The sequence below is a fragment of the Acinetobacter sp. YH16053 genome, assembly GCF_013417035.1.
GTDB lineage: Bacteria > Pseudomonadota > Gammaproteobacteria > Pseudomonadales > Moraxellaceae > Acinetobacter > Acinetobacter towneri.
Map to the genome: position 1 here is coordinate 14396 of NZ_VPEP01000006.1, position 16450 is coordinate 30845.

General features: G+C 42.1%; 18 protein-coding genes and 1 pseudogene. 11 read left to right on the forward strand and 8 right to left on the reverse strand.

Translation table 11 applies throughout. The features are described from left to right. Positions 1–102 precede the first annotated feature (102 nt). The 4 genes from rpsP (at position 103) to rplS (ending at position 2274) form a co-directional block, all read left to right on the forward strand. The gene (gene rpsP, locus FTV43_RS06945; RefSeq protein WP_004974526.1) at positions 103–360 is read left to right on the forward strand and encodes a 30S ribosomal protein S16; all 258 of its coding nucleotides are present in this window, start codon (positions 103–105) and stop codon (positions 358–360) included. A gap of 28 nt (positions 361–388) precedes the next feature. Then, positions 389–937: a ribosome maturation factor RimM gene (gene rimM, locus FTV43_RS06950; RefSeq protein ID WP_004974527.1), complete on the forward strand. Its 549-nt coding sequence runs from the start codon at positions 389–391 to the stop codon at positions 935–937. Positions 938–979: 42 nt separating this feature from the next. Further along, a complete protein-coding gene (trmD, locus tag FTV43_RS06955; protein ID WP_179995186.1) occupies positions 980–1729 on the forward strand; it encodes a tRNA (guanosine(37)-N1)-methyltransferase TrmD in 750 nt (249 codons plus the stop codon). Between the two features lie 173 nt (positions 1730–1902). Beyond that, positions 1903–2274 (forward strand): 50S ribosomal protein L19, encoded by a 372-nt coding sequence (gene rplS / locus FTV43_RS06960; RefSeq protein ID WP_004974529.1) that lies wholly within the window; start codon positions 1903–1905, stop codon positions 2272–2274. Between the two features lie 68 nt (positions 2275–2342). On the opposite strand, the gene FTV43_RS06965 is transcribed toward rplS, so the two are convergent. The 3 genes from FTV43_RS06965 to FTV43_RS06975 all read right to left on the reverse strand — a co-directional run bounded on the left by FTV43_RS06965 (position 2343) and on the right by FTV43_RS06975 (position 5848). Beyond that, positions 2343–3311: a triacylglycerol lipase gene (locus FTV43_RS06965; RefSeq protein ID WP_131260617.1), complete on the reverse strand. Its 969-nt coding sequence runs from the start codon at positions 3309–3311 to the stop codon at positions 2343–2345. A gap of 176 nt (positions 3312–3487) precedes the next feature. After that, complete coding sequence (locus FTV43_RS06970) at positions 3488–4405, reverse strand: triacylglycerol lipase (protein ID WP_257224099.1); 918 nt, start codon at positions 4403–4405, stop codon at positions 3488–3490. A gap of 414 nt (positions 4406–4819) precedes the next feature. After that, positions 4820–5848 (reverse strand): lipase secretion chaperone, encoded by a 1029-nt coding sequence (locus tag FTV43_RS06975; RefSeq protein WP_179995188.1) that lies wholly within the window; start codon positions 5846–5848, stop codon positions 4820–4822. 143 nt (positions 5849–5991) lie between these two features. On the opposite strand from FTV43_RS06975, the gene truB reads away from it, so the two are divergent. Then, the gene (gene truB / locus FTV43_RS06980) at positions 5992–6897 is read left to right on the forward strand and encodes a tRNA pseudouridine(55) synthase TruB (RefSeq protein ID WP_179995189.1); all 906 of its coding nucleotides are present in this window, start codon (positions 5992–5994) and stop codon (positions 6895–6897) included. 208 nt (positions 6898–7105) lie between these two features. Further along, entirely contained in the window at positions 7106–7564 is a 459-nt protein-coding gene (locus FTV43_RS06985) for a hemerythrin domain-containing protein (protein ID WP_179995190.1), read from the forward strand. A 10-nt stretch (positions 7565–7574) separates the two neighbouring features. Here FTV43_RS06985 and FTV43_RS06990 read toward each other — a convergent pair whose 3' ends face one another. After that, positions 7575–8453 carry a DMT family transporter gene (locus tag FTV43_RS06990; protein ID WP_154320281.1) on the reverse strand — a complete coding sequence of 293 codons (879 nt, stop codon included), beginning with the start codon at positions 8451–8453 and terminating at the stop codon, positions 7575–7577. Here FTV43_RS06990 and FTV43_RS06995 point away from each other — a divergent pair. Next, a complete protein-coding gene (locus FTV43_RS06995) occupies positions 8407–8562 on the forward strand; it encodes a hypothetical protein (RefSeq protein ID WP_162164694.1) in 156 nt (51 codons plus the stop codon). The two genes, FTV43_RS06990 and FTV43_RS06995, sit on opposite strands and share 47 nt — an antisense overlap. Before the next feature lie 49 nt (positions 8563–8611). Here the strand turns inward: FTV43_RS06995 and serA are convergent, their stop codons facing one another. Further along, positions 8612–9844, reverse strand: a complete 1233-nt coding sequence (gene serA / locus FTV43_RS07000) for a phosphoglycerate dehydrogenase (RefSeq protein ID WP_104852617.1) — start codon at positions 9842–9844, stop codon at positions 8612–8614. 341 nt (positions 9845–10185) lie between these two features. Here serA and FTV43_RS07005 point away from each other — a divergent pair, with 341 nt between their 5' ends. From FTV43_RS07005 to FTV43_RS07020, 4 genes and pseudogenes are all read left to right on the forward strand, one after another. Continuing rightward, positions 10186–11595: an FAD-binding oxidoreductase gene (locus FTV43_RS07005; RefSeq protein WP_004974544.1), complete on the forward strand. Its 1410-nt coding sequence runs from the start codon at positions 10186–10188 to the stop codon at positions 11593–11595. A 157-nt stretch (positions 11596–11752) separates the two neighbouring features. Then, positions 11753–12124 carry a hypothetical protein gene (locus tag FTV43_RS07010; RefSeq protein ID WP_004974545.1) on the forward strand — a complete coding sequence of 124 codons (372 nt, stop codon included), beginning with the start codon at positions 11753–11755 and terminating at the stop codon, positions 12122–12124. A 138-nt stretch (positions 12125–12262) separates the two neighbouring features. Beyond that, positions 12263–12373 (forward strand): annotated as a pseudogene (locus FTV43_RS07015) (pirin family protein); the annotation flags it as partial. 181 nt (positions 12374–12554) lie between these two features. Continuing rightward, positions 12555–13784 carry an MFS transporter gene (locus tag FTV43_RS07020; protein WP_179995191.1) on the forward strand — a complete coding sequence of 410 codons (1230 nt, stop codon included), beginning with the start codon at positions 12555–12557 and terminating at the stop codon, positions 13782–13784. 123 nt (positions 13785–13907) lie between these two features. On the opposite strand, the gene FTV43_RS07025 is transcribed toward FTV43_RS07020, so the two are convergent. The 3 genes from FTV43_RS07025 to FTV43_RS07035 form a co-directional block, all read right to left on the reverse strand. Continuing rightward, entirely contained in the window at positions 13908–14204 is a 297-nt protein-coding gene (locus FTV43_RS07025; protein WP_179995192.1) for a DUF3817 domain-containing protein, read from the reverse strand. Positions 14205–14542: 338 nt separating this feature from the next. Next, positions 14543–15085, reverse strand: a complete 543-nt coding sequence (sodC, locus tag FTV43_RS07030; protein ID WP_179995193.1) for a superoxide dismutase family protein — start codon at positions 15083–15085, stop codon at positions 14543–14545. A gap of 163 nt (positions 15086–15248) precedes the next feature. After that, positions 15249–16385, reverse strand: coding sequence for an AI-2E family transporter (locus tag FTV43_RS07035; RefSeq protein ID WP_104852613.1), 1137 nt, complete (start codon positions 16383–16385; stop codon positions 15249–15251). Between the last annotated feature and the right edge of the window lie 65 nt (positions 16386–16450).

The following is a 16450-nucleotide window of genomic DNA, read 5'->3' on the forward strand; positions in this document are numbered from 1 at the left end:
TTCAGGGCAAATTTCGCGTAAAATACCGCCCTCTATGAAAGGGGTTTGAAATGTATCGATGGTCGGTACAGGGATAATCCGTAAAAACTATAAGGTTGTATCATGGTAGTTATTCGTCTTACTCGTGGTGGTGCTAAAAAGCGTCCATTCTATCAAATCGTTGTAACTGACAGCCGCAATGCGCGTGACGGTCGTTTCATCGAGCGTATTGGTTTCTTCAACCCAACAGCTCAAGGTAAAGCAGAAAAACTTCGTTTAGATGCTGACCGTTTTGCTCACTGGGTTGCACAAGGTGCTCAACCTTCTGAACGTGTTGCTTCTTTAGCTGCTCAAGCGAAGAAAGCTGCAGCTGCTGCATAATTTTTACAAATTAAGTCGTAGGTAGCCCATGACACCAACACAGAATGTGCCCGAAGATCGTATTCAGATTGGACAGCTACGTTCAGCATATGGATTAAATGGGTGGCTCTGGGTCTATTCCAATACAGAACCCATGAGCAACATATTTGACTACCTGCCTTGGTACATTGAAACCAAAGCAGGTTGGCAAATGGTCGATGTAAAACGTTGGAAACCACATGGCAAAGGCTTGGTGGTCAGCTTAAAAGGTGTGAGTGATCGTACCGCAGCAGACAACTTGGTTGGCGCAAATATCTGGATTTCAAAAGCGCAACTGCCTCAACCGGGCGTGGACGAGTATTATTGGTCTGATTTAAAAGGTCTAACAGTGTTAGGTCTGGACGATGACGAACAAGAAGTGAACCTCGGTCAAATCCATGAACTGTTTGAAACAGGTGCCAATGACGTGATGGTGGTTCGCGCAACTGCCGATAGCGTCGATGGCGAAGAGCGTATGATTCCATGGCATAAAGATGTGGTACAACGCGTTGATCTCGAAGCGGGTCGCATCTACGTGAATTGGGGCGTAGATTATTAATCCTTTCAGGATTCGCAGAGCAGGAAAATAGAGGAGTCTGCGGTGTTTTTTGCAGTCATTACGCTTTTTCCTGAAATGTTTGAAGCGATTACAGCTTACGGTATTAGCGGACGTGCAGCAAAACGTGACTTGATGCAAATTCATTGTATTAATCCACGTGATTATGCACAGGGCAACTACAAACGGGTGGATGAACGTCCATTTGGTGGTGGTCCGGGTATGGTGATGATGGCAGAGCCTTTGGCGCAAGCAATCCAGCATGCCAAACAGCTTGCACAGCAAGCAGGAGCAGTTCATGTACCTGTGGTGTATATGTCGCCACAAGGTAAAACCTTAAACGAAACTGCAGTACAACAATTCGTTGAATATGATGGATTAATTGTATTGTGTGGTCGTTATGAAGGGGTCGATGAGCGTTTAATCCAAAACTATGTTGATCAGGAATGGTCAATTGGAGATTACGTTTTATCGGGTGGGGAGCTACCTGCAATGGTGTTGTTGGACAGTATTATTCGGAGACTTCCAGGTGCTATGTCTGATGAGCAATCTCATGTGCAAGACTCATTTGTGGATGGTCTTTTAGATTGCCCACAATATACCAAGCCAGACCATTTTGAAGGTTTGGATGTCCCCGAAGTACTAAAGTCGGGACACCATGCCAATATTGAAAAATGGCGGTTTTTGCAGCGTTATCAACGGACTTTAGAGCGTCGACCTGAGTTGATTGAAAAAGTTGAGTTGAGCAAGCAGCAAAAAAAATGGCTAAAAGATTCGCAAGGACAGACCAAGTAATCGGTTTGTCTAAGCAAAATTGCTACAGACAGTGTGTTTGTAGTTTTTAAATAGGCTCTTTATGCATTGAAGCGGTCAGGCATAAAGGGAAAGTCAATCGGGTCTATGCGCTTTAGCCTCTATACCCAGTGGAAATCAGACCTCTTCTGACCCACACATATTGGAGATACCCCATGAGTGGTAAGCATCCTTTAGTACAAGCTGTTGAGAATGCACAGCTTAAGCAAGACATCCCAGCTTTTGCACCAGGCGATACAGTTATCGTTCAAGTAAAAGTAAAAGAAGGTGATCGTGAACGTCTTCAAGCATTTGAAGGTGTTGTAATTGCGAAGAAAAACCGTGGTTTGAACTCTGCGTTCACAGTACGTAAAATTTCTAGCGGTGTTGGTGTTGAGCGTGTTTTCCAAACTCACTCTCCAATCGTTGCGAAAATCGAAGTGAAACGTCGTGGTGACGTTCGTCGTGCTAAACTTTACTACCTACGCGAATTGTCTGGTAAAGCTGCACGTATTCGTGAGAAATTACCAGCACGTAAACAAGGTTAATTTTAACTTTGCTTTACAGCTAAAAAATGCGCCGTTTAGGCGCATTTTTTTATGTCTGGTATTTGAGTTTATAAACCTTGCATTTTTAAGCGATTGGCATGTTGACGATATACATCAACAGGATCTGGTGCAAAAATATCTTTCATGCCCAAGAGTTGATTGACTTCATCTAAGTGGTTCCAATAGTAGTTATCACGAATGGTTTTACCAAATTTGGCGCTGCAGCGTGATACCAAACCATCATTATCACGACCATTATCAATCAACAAACTGGTCGCCAACATGGCTGAGTCTGGATCAAGTAAATTAGTGACAGCCGTATTGCCCGTAAATGAATAGAACTGGATGCCTTTTTCTTGATAAGCGCCCTCACCACAACTTGTCGTTGGCATACCCATTGGGAATTTGCTGTTAAATTGTGCAGAACCCGCCAAAGTTAAGCTTTTTGCACTCGCCAACGAATCATGTGGATAGCTGTTTGGATCTAAACCTTGTGCCCAAGTGATGGTTTTGGAAACTAAATTGACCATGTCGATTAATGGCTTTTCAAGTGGTGTGCCTTGTACTTTTAAAATAAAGTCAGCTACAGGCGAGCCTTTATTCGGTGAACCGACCGCAGTCAGCGATGCGACTTTAGACGGCATCACGCCTGCAACATAACGAATAGTGGGCCCACCATGTGAGTGACCAATTAAGTTGACTTTGCTTGCACCTGTAATTGCAAGAATTTCATCGACCTGTTGTGCCAGTTGTTCGCCACGAACTTCTGATGAGTTAAATGGAGATACGCGGGTTGCCCAAGCGTTAGCACCGTTACGTGCTAAATTGGGTAAAATTTGGTACCAATAATCGACACCTAACTGATCTCCACCAATATTGATAAAGCCTGCCATACCGTGAGTAAACACAATCGGATATTTGGTTTTGGCATAACTGGAGATCACGAAGTTAGATTTGACCTGTTCTGCATTGGATGCGTGCGCGGTACTGAAGGTACTGGCCGCAATTAAGCCTGCAATGAATAATCCATATTTCATATAACATCCTCTATTTTATTGTGCTTTCCTAGCATGACAATATCTATTGTCAAATATCATTATTCAGGAAATTTGCTAGATTGCAAGTTCTGAATGATTCATGGTTATTGAACTTCTTGCACTTGAGTTTCAAGCACAGGAAGATGGTTTTGCCAAGATTGAAATGAGCTTTACTATTACAAACCTTGTAATTTCAATCGGTTGGCATGTTGTCGATACAGTGCAACTGGGTCAGGTGCAAACAAGCCCGTTAAGCCAAACATCATGTTGGCAAGGTCGGTATGATTTAGTCGGTAGTTGTCACGAATGACGTGTCCAATGTGGGTACTACAACGTGCGACCATGCCATCGTTGTCTAAATTGCCATAAGACAGTGGGCCGAGTTGCATTAAAACAGTGTCAATATCCAGTAAATTGGTGGCTTGTGCTACACCTGTCCATGAATAGTAATGAATCCCGCGATCTACTTTGGCACCGCTGCTGCTGCAATTTGCGGCCAAGGCTGTGGTTGGAAAACGACGGTTAAAATCTGCAGACGCTGTTTCGGTTAAAGAAGCCATCGATGCATCAAAATCGACAGGCATGTCTGGCTGTTGCTGCGCCCAAGTAATGAGAGGCGCCACCATATAGTCGCCTAAAATATTAAACGCGGTGCGTGATAAACGATTATTTTGAATATCATCGGCAACTTTGGAGCCACGGAATGTACCTGCAACGCCCGTAATTGATGCCACATATTCAGGTTTGGTCGCAGCTACATAACGTACTGTTGGGCCACCATGTGAGTGACCAATTAAATTGACTTTGGATTTGCCAGTGATTGCCATGACTTCTTCGACTTGGGCAATCAGTTGCTCACCTCGAAATTCAGTACGGTGTGCAGGGGAGAGTTGTGCGGCAAATACGGTTGCGCCATTACGTACCATATCTGGCAAAATTTGATACCAATAATCCATATTAAAGGTTTCATTGCCAATGCGTGACCATCCGAGCCAGCCGTGTACCATGAGCAATGGATATTTGGTTTTGGCATAGTCAGATTTGGCCTGTTCCTGAATAGGCAACACGCTTGGAGCAGCTTGAGCGACACCCATTGAACCGAGCAAGCAGCCAGTGACAGCCAATGTAATTGCCCGTATGTTAGAGATGATGGTCATAAAACAATCCTGTGTTCTTTATTTTTATTACAAGTGAAGTGGTGGCTTCGCTTCCCTCCTGAAAGCTCAGATATGCAAATTGCCGTTGGTTACGGCACATTATTGTGAGTCATCCTCGACTATTTTTTGTACGCTCAGGTATTTTTTCATGCGTAATTTAAAAAAAACATATCATTTGGGGACAGTTATTGCGCATTGTCCCAGAGATTTGTAAATCTACATGCATATTGATATCTATTTAATATTTATAGACATTTGTATATTAAATCGTTGTGGTGAGTTTGTACTAAAACAGCTTTTCAGGCATAAAAATAGGGCATGTTGAATGCCCCAGTTTCCTATGTAGATATGTTAGTCAGCAAAAGGTAATTTTCCACCTTGATCATGTACCTGTTCAAAGGTTTCTAAACGCAATTGCTCTTGTGGATTTTGAAAATGCTGTCCGCGTAATTGTTTCACGGCTTGTTGCTTGGCTTGATCATTCATTCCACTTTGCATGATTTGATCACGCGCACTTAAATAATCCTCTACTCGTGATTTCCACTGACTGCGTTGCCCATCTAATTGTTCTAAACGTTGGGTTGCTTCTGGACCAACCAGATTTAAACGCATTTGGCGGATTTCAGCAGCAGAACCACCACGTGCTTTAATTGCCGCAGTCAAGCTGCGTAAATCTTGCAAGGTGTTCAGCTGTTCTAAATTTTCTTGCCAATCTTGAGGTAATTGTTTAAATAATTCCTGCAATTGTCGTGCTTTTTCAGCTTCAGATAATTTTTTATCATCCATGACTGCCATGCGCTTTAGGGTATATTCGTGATAGGCATCTTCCGTACCAAATAAACCTTCAATTTCATAATCAGAAAAATATTGTTTACGCAGATTTTGCATGCTGCTAAAAATGCTGCGGTAATATTGCGGATCTTCCTGATTTAAATTCGGTGCTTGCAGTTGTCCAAGCGCATTGCGATAGTCCAAATAACGCTGCCATAAATCTAAAATTTGCGATAAGGCAGGCTCTTTATGTCCTTGTTGAATATACCTTTTAAAATCACCACGAATTTGTTCAATGCTTTTTTCGCCATATTGGGTAATAAAATATTCAAAACAGTTACGGGTTTGCTCATTCACAATCAGACGATTACTTGCATCCAGTTTAAGCTGACAATTGACTTCGGTGTCCTGCTGACTTGGGCTTAAAAAATTTGCAGCAGGGTTATTTTGCATGGCTTGCTGCATGCTCAAAGCTTGAGATGTTTCATCATTTGAGCTTTGCTGGGGTGATGTATCGGGGGAGTTTGATTGTGGCATCAGCCAATACACCAAAGTTGAAATGAGCAGTATCACTACGCCTAAAACAATCCATATTTTATGTTTCTGCATTCCAATGCACCTGTATATCCATTTTATTTTTTTAATCCTAAGCCCCAAATATGCCATAAAAGTAAATCGCTGTTCTAGAAATGTTGTCATTTATCGCGGCAGATTGTTACCATGACGCAGTTTTGCTTTGACCTATGTGTGCTATGAAATCATCTGCGGCTAAAATCCAGCGTCGTGCCATTAGTGGTGTATTTTTATTGAATAAGCCTTTGGGCATCAGTTCCAATGCAGCATTGCAAAAAGTGCGTTGGTTATATCGGGCGCAAAAAGCAGGACATACGGGAGCATTAGATCCATTGGCTTCGGGTTTACTGCCGATTTGTTTGGGTGAGGCGACCAAATTTTCGCACTATTTACTCGATTCGATGAAATGCTATCAAACCACCATTCAATTGGGACACAGCACCACCACGGGAGATGTCGAGGGTGAAGTGTTGTTGCAGCAGGCTGTACCTGCATTGAGCCAAGAAAGCATTGAACAGGTATTGGCACAATTTCAGGGCGATATTATGCAAGTTCCGCCCATGTATTCTGCCTTAAAAAAAGAAGGTCGTCCGTTATATGAATTGGCGCGACAAGGTATTGAAATTGAACGTGAAGCGCGTCCAGTCACAATTTATGCCATTGAATTGCTGTCTTTTACTGAACAGAGCATCACTTTGGATGTGACTTCTTCGAAAGGTACATATATTCGTGTTTTAGGTGAAGACATTGCCAAAGCCTTGGGTACTTATGGACATTTGACCTATTTGCATCGGATTAAAACGGGGCATTTTGACCTGATTCCGAGCTATAGCATTGAATATTTAGAAAGTTTAAGTGAAGCAGAACGCGAGGCTTTATTGCTGCCTGCGTATGCACCTGTGCAGCATTTGCTACACATACAAGTCCCTGAAGGACGCGCTGAATATTTTAGTCGTGGCATGGAAAGTAATATTGACCATCCTGCAGCAGCGCAAGTGTTGGTCTTTGATGGTGAAAAGTGTTTAGGTTTGGCTGAAATTACAGATAAAAAGCGCTTGGTACCGAAAAGGGTTTTAAATCTCTAAATTTTGCTCAGATACATAACTTGAATAAAGTGGGTAAGTGAATTAAAGCTTTTTATACAAATAGTTGCAGGAATTTGGATTGATCCTCTATATAGTAGCTAGAGGATTAAAAAACGAAATCAAAACTGACTCCAAAACCGATGTGGATGTGCGAGTAGATTCTTATCAATCTGTTCGCCGCGCATGGGTTAAAAATAGAGGGCTGCACATGAATATTTTTGAAGCTTTACGCCAAAGTCACGACATCCAACGAGATTTAGCCCGCCAACTGACGCAAACTTCAGGCGATAGCCCTGAACGTAGAGCGGTATTTGAACAACTTAAAAATGAATTATTTGCGCATGCAGTGGCAGAAGATCGCTATTTTTATATTCCCTTAATGATGACTGATGCGGGTTTAAATATCACTCGCCATGCTTTGGCAGAGCATCATCAAATGGATGAATTACTCGAACAATTAACCGAAACTGAAATGAGCAACACAGGTTGGTTGGCCATTGCAAAGCAACTGTCAGATAAAGTGCATCATCATTTAAAAGAAGAAGAACATGGCTTTTTTCAGCAGGCAGGTAAAATTTTGTCTGAACAGCAAAAACAAAGTCTAGCCAAGCAATATTTGGCAGAATATAAAAAATACCAACAGATGTCTAAAGACAGTTTGGTTTAAACATTCTGGTTTAAATATTCTGCGGCTGTTTGGATTTTTTTACTGCTCTAAAAGTAACGCCGACCGAAGCTAACATAATGCAGCATAAGGCGAGCCATTGCAGTGAAGTAATTTTCTCACCCAACAATACCAAGCCTGTCAGTGCAGCCAAAGCAGGCGATAAACTGGAAAGTGTGCCATAACTCATTTTGCTGAGTTGTTTTAAGGCTTGTAAATCCAGGGCATAAGGAATGGCCGTGGCAAGCACTGCAATGGCAAGCGCCTTGCCCCAATACTGGGTTTCAAAAAGTGCAGGGGCATTGTTATACAGTCCGAAGGGAATTAAAGCCAAAGCTGAAATACTGATGGCGATGGTCAGCGCGTGCATGCCAATATTTTGTTGCACCACTTTTTGCCCAAAATAAATATAAAAAGCCCAGCACAATCCTGCACCTAGGGCACACGCTGCACCAAACAGACTAAAATGATCACCCTGCGCTTGTCCCCAAGGCACCATAAGAATAATGCCTAAAATTGCCAACAATACCCAGACATAATCTTTACGGTTTTGAATGGACAATAAAGCCAGCCCCAAAGGCCCGACAAACTCTAAACCCACCGCAATACCTTGCGGCAACTTGCCCAAAGACAGATAAAACAGAATATTCATTAAGCCCAAGGCTGCGCTATAGCACAATAAATCACGCCATTTTAAATGTGCGAGCCGCGACAGAATTTGCCATGAGCGAAACATGATTGCCACAATTACACTGGCAAAGCACAGTCGCAAAATCGTCACAGTAAGCGGGTCAAGCACCTGAAACAATTGTTTGGCAAAAGAAGCACTGATTTGATAGGAGATCATGGATAAAACCATGAACAACACCGCAGTGAGTTGGGCGTTTGGCATGGGGCAGAAAAATACTCAACAGTGTGGAAATGGGAAGGTCAGGCAGATTATAGCAAGTTTAAAAATACAGGGCTGTGGCAACTCAAGGTTACTCATAGATCAGGCATAAAAAACCACAGTGCTAAGACTGTGGTTTTTTGTAGCACCAGCGTGTGGTCTTAGAACAAGACACGTACGCGAATTGTGCCTTCAACTTCGTGTAAAGTATCTAGTGCTTCTTTAGATGCAGTCGCATCAACATCCATCACTAAATAACCGACATCACCTTTGGTCATAAGTGATTGACCAGAGATGTTGATGCCGTGTTCAGCAAACAAGTTGTTGATTTTAGACAATACACCTGGAATATTTTGGTGAATATGCAATAAACGGTGCTTGCCTTCAGTCAATGGCAGTGCAATTTCAGGGAAGTTCACTGCAGACAAAGTCATACCTTTATCTGAATATGCAACAAATTTCTCTGCCACTTCTAAACCAATGTTCGCTTGCGCTTCCATGGTCGAACCACCCACGTGCGGTGTTAAAATCACGTTTGGTAGGTTACGTAGTGGGGAAACAAATTCTTCACCATTGGCTTTTGGTTCTTTCGGGAATACGTCAACTGCAGCACCTGCAATATGACCAGACTTGATGGCATCTGCCAAATCTTCAATCACCACACAAGTACCACGTGCCGCGTTAATGAAAATTGCGCCTTCTTTCATTTGTGCAAATTGTTCTTTTGCCATGAAATTGCGGGTAGAGGGTACATCTGGAACGTGTAAAGAAACCACGTCAGCATTTGCCAATAATTCGCCCATAGAGCCAACTTGACGTGCATTACCTAACGGTAACTTGGTCACAGCATCATAATAAATGACCTGCATACCCAAGCTTTCAGCCAATACTGAAAGTTGAGAACCGATTGAACCGTAACCCACGATACCTAAAGTTTTACCACGTGTTTCAAATGAACCTACAGCAGACTTGTTCCAGCCACCTGCATGTGTATCGGTTGATTTTTCAGGTACGCGACGTAGCAATAAAATTGCTTCAGCCAATACCAATTCTGCAACCGAACGGGTGTTTGAATAAGGGGCATTGAAAACTGGAATACCACGTTCCATTGCTGCAGTTAAGTTCACTTGGTTTGTACCAATACAGAAACAACCTACCGCAATTAGTTTGTTCGCAGCTTCAAAAACTTCTTCAGTTAGCTGTGTACGTGAACGAATTCCGATGAAATGCGCATCTTTAATCGCTTCTTTTAACGCATCGCCCTCAAGCGCTGTTTTACGATAATCGATGTTGGTATAACCCGCTGCATTTAACACGTCGATTGCGTTCTGGTGTACGCCTTCTAACAACAAGAAACGAATTTTATCTTTAGGTAGTGAAAGATGTTGGCTCATTACGGCTCCGCTACAAAGGCCAAATTTAGTGGCGGTATGATAACATAGGAGATGGGTCGATATACATTTCCTTTATGACCAAGAGTGCAGGTATTTTTTGTCAGATATAATCTCTTTCAGAAATATTGCCCAAAATTACCCTGTTCTTACCACGTTATATTATCGGAATTGCCAATATTCACAGGTTTTTCAAAAAAATCGCTTATAATAAGCGGCACACATGAAAGCCAACCCACGCTGTTGCTTTGATGCACATATTTAGTCTGCAGTATCTTCAAATTGATCAAGATATGCAGACAGTCGCTTTTCTTCCTGTTTAATTCTTGCTAGGTCTGCAAACGATGAATGCTCCAGTCGCTTTAACCCCTGAGTTATTGACCCAATTAACGGCAATAGTCGGTGAAAACCGTATTAAAACGGATGCCGATAGCCTCCAAAACTGGGGTCGTGACCATACAAAGCATTTTGATCCGAACCCATCGGTCATCGTTTTCCCATCAAGCACAGAGCAAGTACAAGCCATTGTAAAACTGGCGAATCAGTTTAATGTGGCCATTACTCCATCGGGCGGACGTACAGGTTTATCTGCGGGTGCGGTGGCAGCCAATGGTGAAATTGTAGTCAGCATGGACAAGATGAACCAAATCTTGGAATTTTTCCCTGCAGACCGTATGGTACGTGTGCAAGCGGGTGTGGTGACTGAGCAACTACAAAACTATGCCGAAGAACAAGGCATGTATTATCCAGTCGATTTTGCATCTTCAGGTTCTTCACAAATTGGCGGTAATATTGGTACCAATGCGGGCGGTATTAAAGTCATTAAATACGGCATGACCCGTAACTGGGTGTTGGGTCTGACTGTGGTAACAGGCAAAGGAGATATCCTGCGTCTGAACAAAGGCATGATCAAAAACGCAACAGGTTATGCGCTGCAACATTTATTTATTGGCGGTGAAGGCACACTTGGCTTAGTGACCGAAGCTGAAATTAAGCTAGAACGCCAACCGCAAGATTTGCAAGTGATGGTGTTGGGCGTACCTGATTTTAATTCGGTGATGCCTGTATTACATGCTTTCCAAGCTAAAATTGATCTGACTGCATTTGAATTCTTTGGTGAATTGGCGATGCAAAAAGTCTTGGATCATGGTCATGTGCAACGTCCATTTGAAACCCAATGTCCATTCTACGTGTTACTTGAATTTGAAGCGCCATTTGAGCCAATTATGGACAAGGCGATGGAAATTTTTGAACACTGTATGGAACAAGGCTGGGTGATGGATGGCGTATTGAGCCAAAGCCTAGACCAAGTTGAAAGTTTATGGCGTTTGCGTGAAGACATTTCTGAGTCGATTGCACCGTTTATTCCATATAAAAACGATATTTCAGTATTGATTACTCATGTTCCTGCATTTATTCAGGAAATTGATGCAATTGTGGCAGAAAACTATCCTGACTTTGAAATTTGCTGGTTCGGCCATATTGGTGATGGTAACTTGCACCTGAACATTCTTAAACCTGCCGATTTAAGCAAAGACGAATTCTTTGCCAAATGTCAGGTGGTAAATAAGTATGTATTTGATACTGTGAAGAAATATGATGGTTCTATTTCTGCAGAACACGGTGTAGGCATGACCAAAAAACCATATTTGGAATATTCACGTTCAGCTGAAGAAATTGAATATATGAAAGCGTTGAAAAAGGTTTTTGACCCTCAAGGCATTATGAACCCAGGCAAATTATTTGATTTGTAATTCCTTTCGCCTTTCATTTATTTAAGTGAATTGAAAAACGCATCCTCGTGATGCGTTTTTTTATGCCGCTGTTTTAATTTTACATTTCTGTTCTAGCGTTTCTGCTCGAACAAGGCATCATAGAAGCATAAATAATAATCAACATTTTGGAGGAGTTATGTTGCGTTTAATCACGGTTTCCGCATTGGGTGTTGCGTTATTGTCAGGCTGTGCGACTACACAGAATATTATTTCACAAGTTACGCCTGCAGAAACACCTTTGGCGCAGGTACTCAAACAACGTCCAGATTTGCGTAAAGAATTGGCTACCGTTGAAATTCGTCAATACTTTAACCGTGTCGAAGCACCAACTGCGGCAGAAGTAAAAATTACCGAAACAGGCTTAATGGATGATTCGGTACGTTCAATTCGTAGTATTTATCACTTTAAAAATATTAATGGACAATGGCAGCAGGGCGATGTGCAAACCGCTTATTTATGCGCACGTGGTAAAAATACCAAGACTTTCCAAAGCAAAAAATGTCCTTAAATTGCTGTAGGGCTTAGATAAATCTTGCATGATGTTCTAAAAATGCAACAAAGCGTCTGTGGATAATACTCGTGTTATCCACAGCTTTTATTTAGGATGACTTCATCCTATTCAAAAACGTGTGAGCGCAGCATGTCCATCAAAACTCTAGCATTTCTACACCGCAATGATAGCCGTTTTGCCGTGGGTGATTTTTATCCTGTGCTTTCGGTATTTTCACATTATGAATTGGGCAATACCGTATCGCCTTAACCCGCTGAAGGAGGTGATGCCTAACTTGGTCTGATGTCACATCAAGTGCCGCAATTTATTTAACGGACTTAAAAAATGCGCCATAAATTTGCCATTCAACTCTGTTAAACTGCAGCTCAATTTTCTATTTTTATGGGCTAAACGCGGCTGACTTGCATCGTTTTGTCCTTTATAACTCATGCCACAGCAGCAAAAAAATACCATTCAACGTGCCACACTCATGTTTCCCTTGGCTTTGGTCTTGTTTGAGTTCGCGGTTTATATTGGCAATGACTTGGTTCAACCCGCAATGTTGGCCATCACACAAGATTTTGGTGTCAGTAGTGCATGGGCAGCTTCGTCCATGTCATTTTATTTGCTGGGGGGTGCTTGTGTGGCGTGGTTATTGGGGCCACTCTCTGACCGTTTGGGACGCAAAAAAGTATTATTGGGCGGCGTGGCATTTTTTACCCTAACCTGTTTATTGATTTTATTGACTCAGAACATTGAAAGCTTCCTTGTTCTTCGTTTTTTTCAAGGTTTTGGTTTGTCAGTCATTAGTGCAGTCGGTTATGCGGCTATTCAGGAAAACTTTGCAGAACGTGATGCAATTAAAGTCATGGCGCTCATGGCGAACGTCTCTTTACTTGCTCCCTTGCTCGGCCCAGTCTTAGGTGCATTTATGATTGAGCATGTTTGTTGGCATTGGGGTTTTATCGGCATAGCACTGTTGGCATTTTTGAGTTGGTTTGGACTGAAAGCCAAAATGCCTGAAAATCAGCAGCGTATTCCCAAATCTCCATTTCGAGATGTATGGGATGATTTTAAACAAGTTTTTCAAAATACCAGATTCTTAGGTCTGACATTGGCGCTGCCTTTATTGAGTATGCCCTTAATGTTGTGGATTGCATTATCTCCCGTGATGTTGGTTGAAGATTTAGGCTTTAGCAGTCTGCAATACGGTTTGGCGCAGTTTCCTGTTTTGGGTGGTTTGATTTTAGGCAATTTGGTGCTGATGAAAGTCATTGACCGTTTGCCTTTAGGCAAAACAGTCTTGATTGGCCTGCCTTTAATGTTGTTGGGCAGCGTGCTGATCGTACTGGGTGCAATTTGGCAAAGCTATTTTGTGTGGTGTTTGGTGATTGGCATGAGCCTGATCAGTTTTGGTGAGGGGATGAGCTTTTCGGTCTTATATCGTTTTGCCCTAATGTCATCAGAAGTGTCTAAAGGCACTGTTGCTGCCAGTGTTTCAATGCTATTGATGCTGTGCTTTTTTATAGTGATTGAACTGGTACGTGTTTTATATATGCGGTTTGATATTTGGGCGTATAGTTTGGCTTGTTTGGTGCTGATAACGCTCTGGTTTAGTTTGCCACGCATGATGCTTAAACAGGTGATGCAGGAGCGAGTTGCTGCAGGGCAGTTTTAAGGGTTTAAATTTTTCTGCGGTATCATAAAACAAGGCGATGTAGCATCGCCTTGCAAACATTTGATTTAGAAATCAAATATCAAATAATGTGTAATGTGATGAAAGCTAAAAAGGACTTGTCGATTAAGCCTCTACAGGTTGTTCCATCTTTTTCAATTTAGCATCAAAAACAAATGGGCCAAAAGGTAAAATTGATGCAATTAAGCCCAAAATAAACATTTTAAGAGACCATTTTTGTTTTTCACAAACCACAAAAAGCACCACTAAAAACGCGATAAACAATACGCCGTGACCCATACCTACATATTTCACTAAAATTGGGTTATCGAACATATATTTCATGGGCATGGCAATAAATAACAACAATAAGAACGAAATACCTTCGAGGAAACCAACCAGACGTAATGTTTTAATGTTCATGCCAATCTTTTTAAAGTGGATAAAAAAGCAGTGTAGCTGAAATTTAGACATTCGCAAAGGCGAGCGGTTGTGATCTCTGCACATTTATGAGTTAGACACGATGGTTGCAAAATTGAGCTAATTTTTTGCAAATTAGTAGCAAGTTATTCAAAAACGAGTAAGTGTGGTTATGAAAGACGACCGATATAAAGCAAGAAGACCTGCATTGAGCGTCGTTTGAGAATAATCCTCAAAAAGATAAATTTTACTTTTTGCGGATAAGTCGAAAGGCATGTGTATAACCCTTAACTTATCCACAATTGGTAATAAATGTTTTATTGAAAATGCATCATGCTCGCTTAAATAATCCCACAGGCAATTCGCTCACCGCCGCCGCCCAATGGTTTTGGATGGTCGGCATAGTTATCACCGCCTGCATGAATCATCAAGGCCAATCCTTCAACTTGTGCCAATGTTAAACGGGGTGCAATCACGGTCACTTTGGCTGTTCCGTCGTTTGCAACACTTAAAGCCGGTAAGTCCCCTAAATGTCCTGTCAGCGGTGTACCATGATTCGGGATATTTTTGGGATTAAAATGTCCGCCCGCTGCCAAAGCAGCAACCATTTTTCCATCTTTTTCTGCTGCTGCACATGAACCTTTTTCATGGATATGAAAACCTCGTTCCCCTGCAGGGAGTTGTTGGAGTTGGGTGTGAATGATTAAGCCTGCTGCACTGTCACGCAGTTCGACCGTACCTAATTCTTTGCCAATACCTTGTGCTGAAACAGCATGCATTTTCACTAATTTTGATTTTTCTTGTGTGGTTGCGGTGGTGCTGCAACCCATGAGTACTAGACCACTAAAAGCAGCAAGACTGGCAAATTGGAGTATTGAGCGCATAAAAGACATCCTGTTTGTTGTGCATAATATTGAGGGATGTCTTGATTGAAACAAAGTTAGCCACGTTACAATACAACATTTGCGTAGTGGAATGTATGTACTGTGTTGAGCTGATTTGTTCAGATCAACACAGCCATGTGAGCAATATGATCAGAAAGAAAGCTTAATCAAGCTTTGAATTGGATGATGAATCGTCTTCAGGGAGATCATGCGCAAGGGTAGCTTTGGGCATCATTAATCCTTCATTGTTGTTTTCATGCAACCACTCACGCCAAATAGCGAGTAAGACTGCCAAAATCACAGGGCCAATAAATAGACCAATCAGACCAAAACTGGCAATTCCACCTAAAACTCCAAACATGATCAACAGGAATGGAATTTGAGTGGCACCCGAAATCACCAAAGGACGAATCACGTTATCAGCAGTGCTGACCACACACACGCCCCACGCCATCACACCAATGGCTTCCATGGTATGCCCTTGGCTAAATAACCACAGCGACACCGAACCATAAGCCAGCGGTGGGCCAAAGGGAATCAGCGCAAATAAGAAGGTCACAATTGTCAGTACCATTGGGTTAGGTACATCGGCCACAAAATAACTTACACCTGCCAATAAGGCCTGTGCAATTGCCGTAAGACCAACCCCATACACCACGGCACGTGTGGTTTCAGAAATGGTATCTAAATAGTGGTGAATACGTGGCCCAATCACCATTTCTAAAGCCTTGCTGACTTGATGCAAGATGGTGTGACCATCACGATAGAAAAAGAAGAGCGATAACAGGGCAAAACCCAGTTTAATCAGATTTTTACTGACCTCATTAATGACCACTTTTCCGTAGTTTAAATGTCCCTGAATCCATAAAGAAATCGACTGCACAATACTGTTGGGATCGTGGTTAATTTCTTTGAGAGTGCGGGTGACTTCTTTACCAATAATAGGTAAATTGCGAATGAAATCAGGGACATTTAAGTGTCCGGAAAAGACCTGTTTTTGTAATTCGTAATATAAGTTACGACCTTCATGTTGCAGGATAAAAATGGCAAAAGTGAGTGGAATGCCGACCACCAACGTGACCATCAGCATCATTAAGGCTGCGCTAAGCGTAGGACGATGACCGCATAAACGTAGCACCGACTGATATAGTGGCCAGCTCATATAGGCAATGATTGCTGCCCAAACAACAGGAACAATAAAATATTTGAGTATGTGAAAACCCAAAAAGATCAGGACAAAAAACAGTCCAAACAATAAAATTTTTTGTAATGTTGGCGCGTACTGTTGCACTGAATTCACTGAAACATTCCTAAGGTCATGTGCCATATTAACTGAAAAAAAAGCTCCCGAAAACGAGAGCTTGG

Coding starts and splice junctions, on each gene's coding strand:
- FTV43_RS06990 (WP_154320281.1), bottom strand. CDS start 8,453: ATGCCAAACGCCCAACTCACTGCGGTGTTGTTCATGGTTTTATCCATG.
- FTV43_RS06995 (WP_162164694.1), top strand. CDS start 8,407: ATGGATAAAACCATGAACAACACCGCAGTGAGTTGGGCGTTTGGCATG.
- truB (WP_179995189.1), top strand. CDS start 5,992: ATGAAATCATCTGCGGCTAAAATCCAGCGTCGTGCCATTAGTGGTGTA.
- FTV43_RS07020 (WP_179995191.1), top strand. CDS start 12,555: ATGCCACAGCAGCAAAAAAATACCATTCAACGTGCCACACTCATGTTT.
- sodC (WP_179995193.1), bottom strand. CDS start 15,085: ATGCGCTCAATACTCCAATTTGCCAGTCTTGCTGCTTTTAGTGGTCTA.
- FTV43_RS07025 (WP_179995192.1), bottom strand. CDS start 14,204: ATGAACATTAAAACATTACGTCTGGTTGGTTTCCTCGAAGGTATTTCG.
- FTV43_RS07010 (WP_004974545.1), top strand. CDS start 11,753: ATGTTGCGTTTAATCACGGTTTCCGCATTGGGTGTTGCGTTATTGTCA.
- FTV43_RS06965 (WP_131260617.1), bottom strand. CDS start 3,311: ATGAAATATGGATTATTCATTGCAGGCTTAATTGCGGCCAGTACCTTC.
- FTV43_RS07005 (WP_004974544.1), top strand. CDS start 10,186: ATGAATGCTCCAGTCGCTTTAACCCCTGAGTTATTGACCCAATTAACG.
- FTV43_RS06985 (WP_179995190.1), top strand. CDS start 7,106: ATGAATATTTTTGAAGCTTTACGCCAAAGTCACGACATCCAACGAGAT.
- FTV43_RS06975 (WP_179995188.1), bottom strand. CDS start 5,848: ATGCAGAAACATAAAATATGGATTGTTTTAGGCGTAGTGATACTGCTC.
- rimM (WP_004974527.1), top strand. CDS start 389: ATGACACCAACACAGAATGTGCCCGAAGATCGTATTCAGATTGGACAG.
- serA (WP_104852617.1), bottom strand. CDS start 9,844: ATGAGCCAACATCTTTCACTACCTAAAGATAAAATTCGTTTCTTGTTG.
- rplS (WP_004974529.1), top strand. CDS start 1,903: ATGAGTGGTAAGCATCCTTTAGTACAAGCTGTTGAGAATGCACAGCTT.
- rpsP (WP_004974526.1), top strand. CDS start 103: ATGGTAGTTATTCGTCTTACTCGTGGTGGTGCTAAAAAGCGTCCATTC.
- FTV43_RS06970 (WP_257224099.1), bottom strand. CDS start 4,405: ATGGGTGTCGCTCAAGCTGCTCCAAGCGTGTTGCCTATTCAGGAACAG.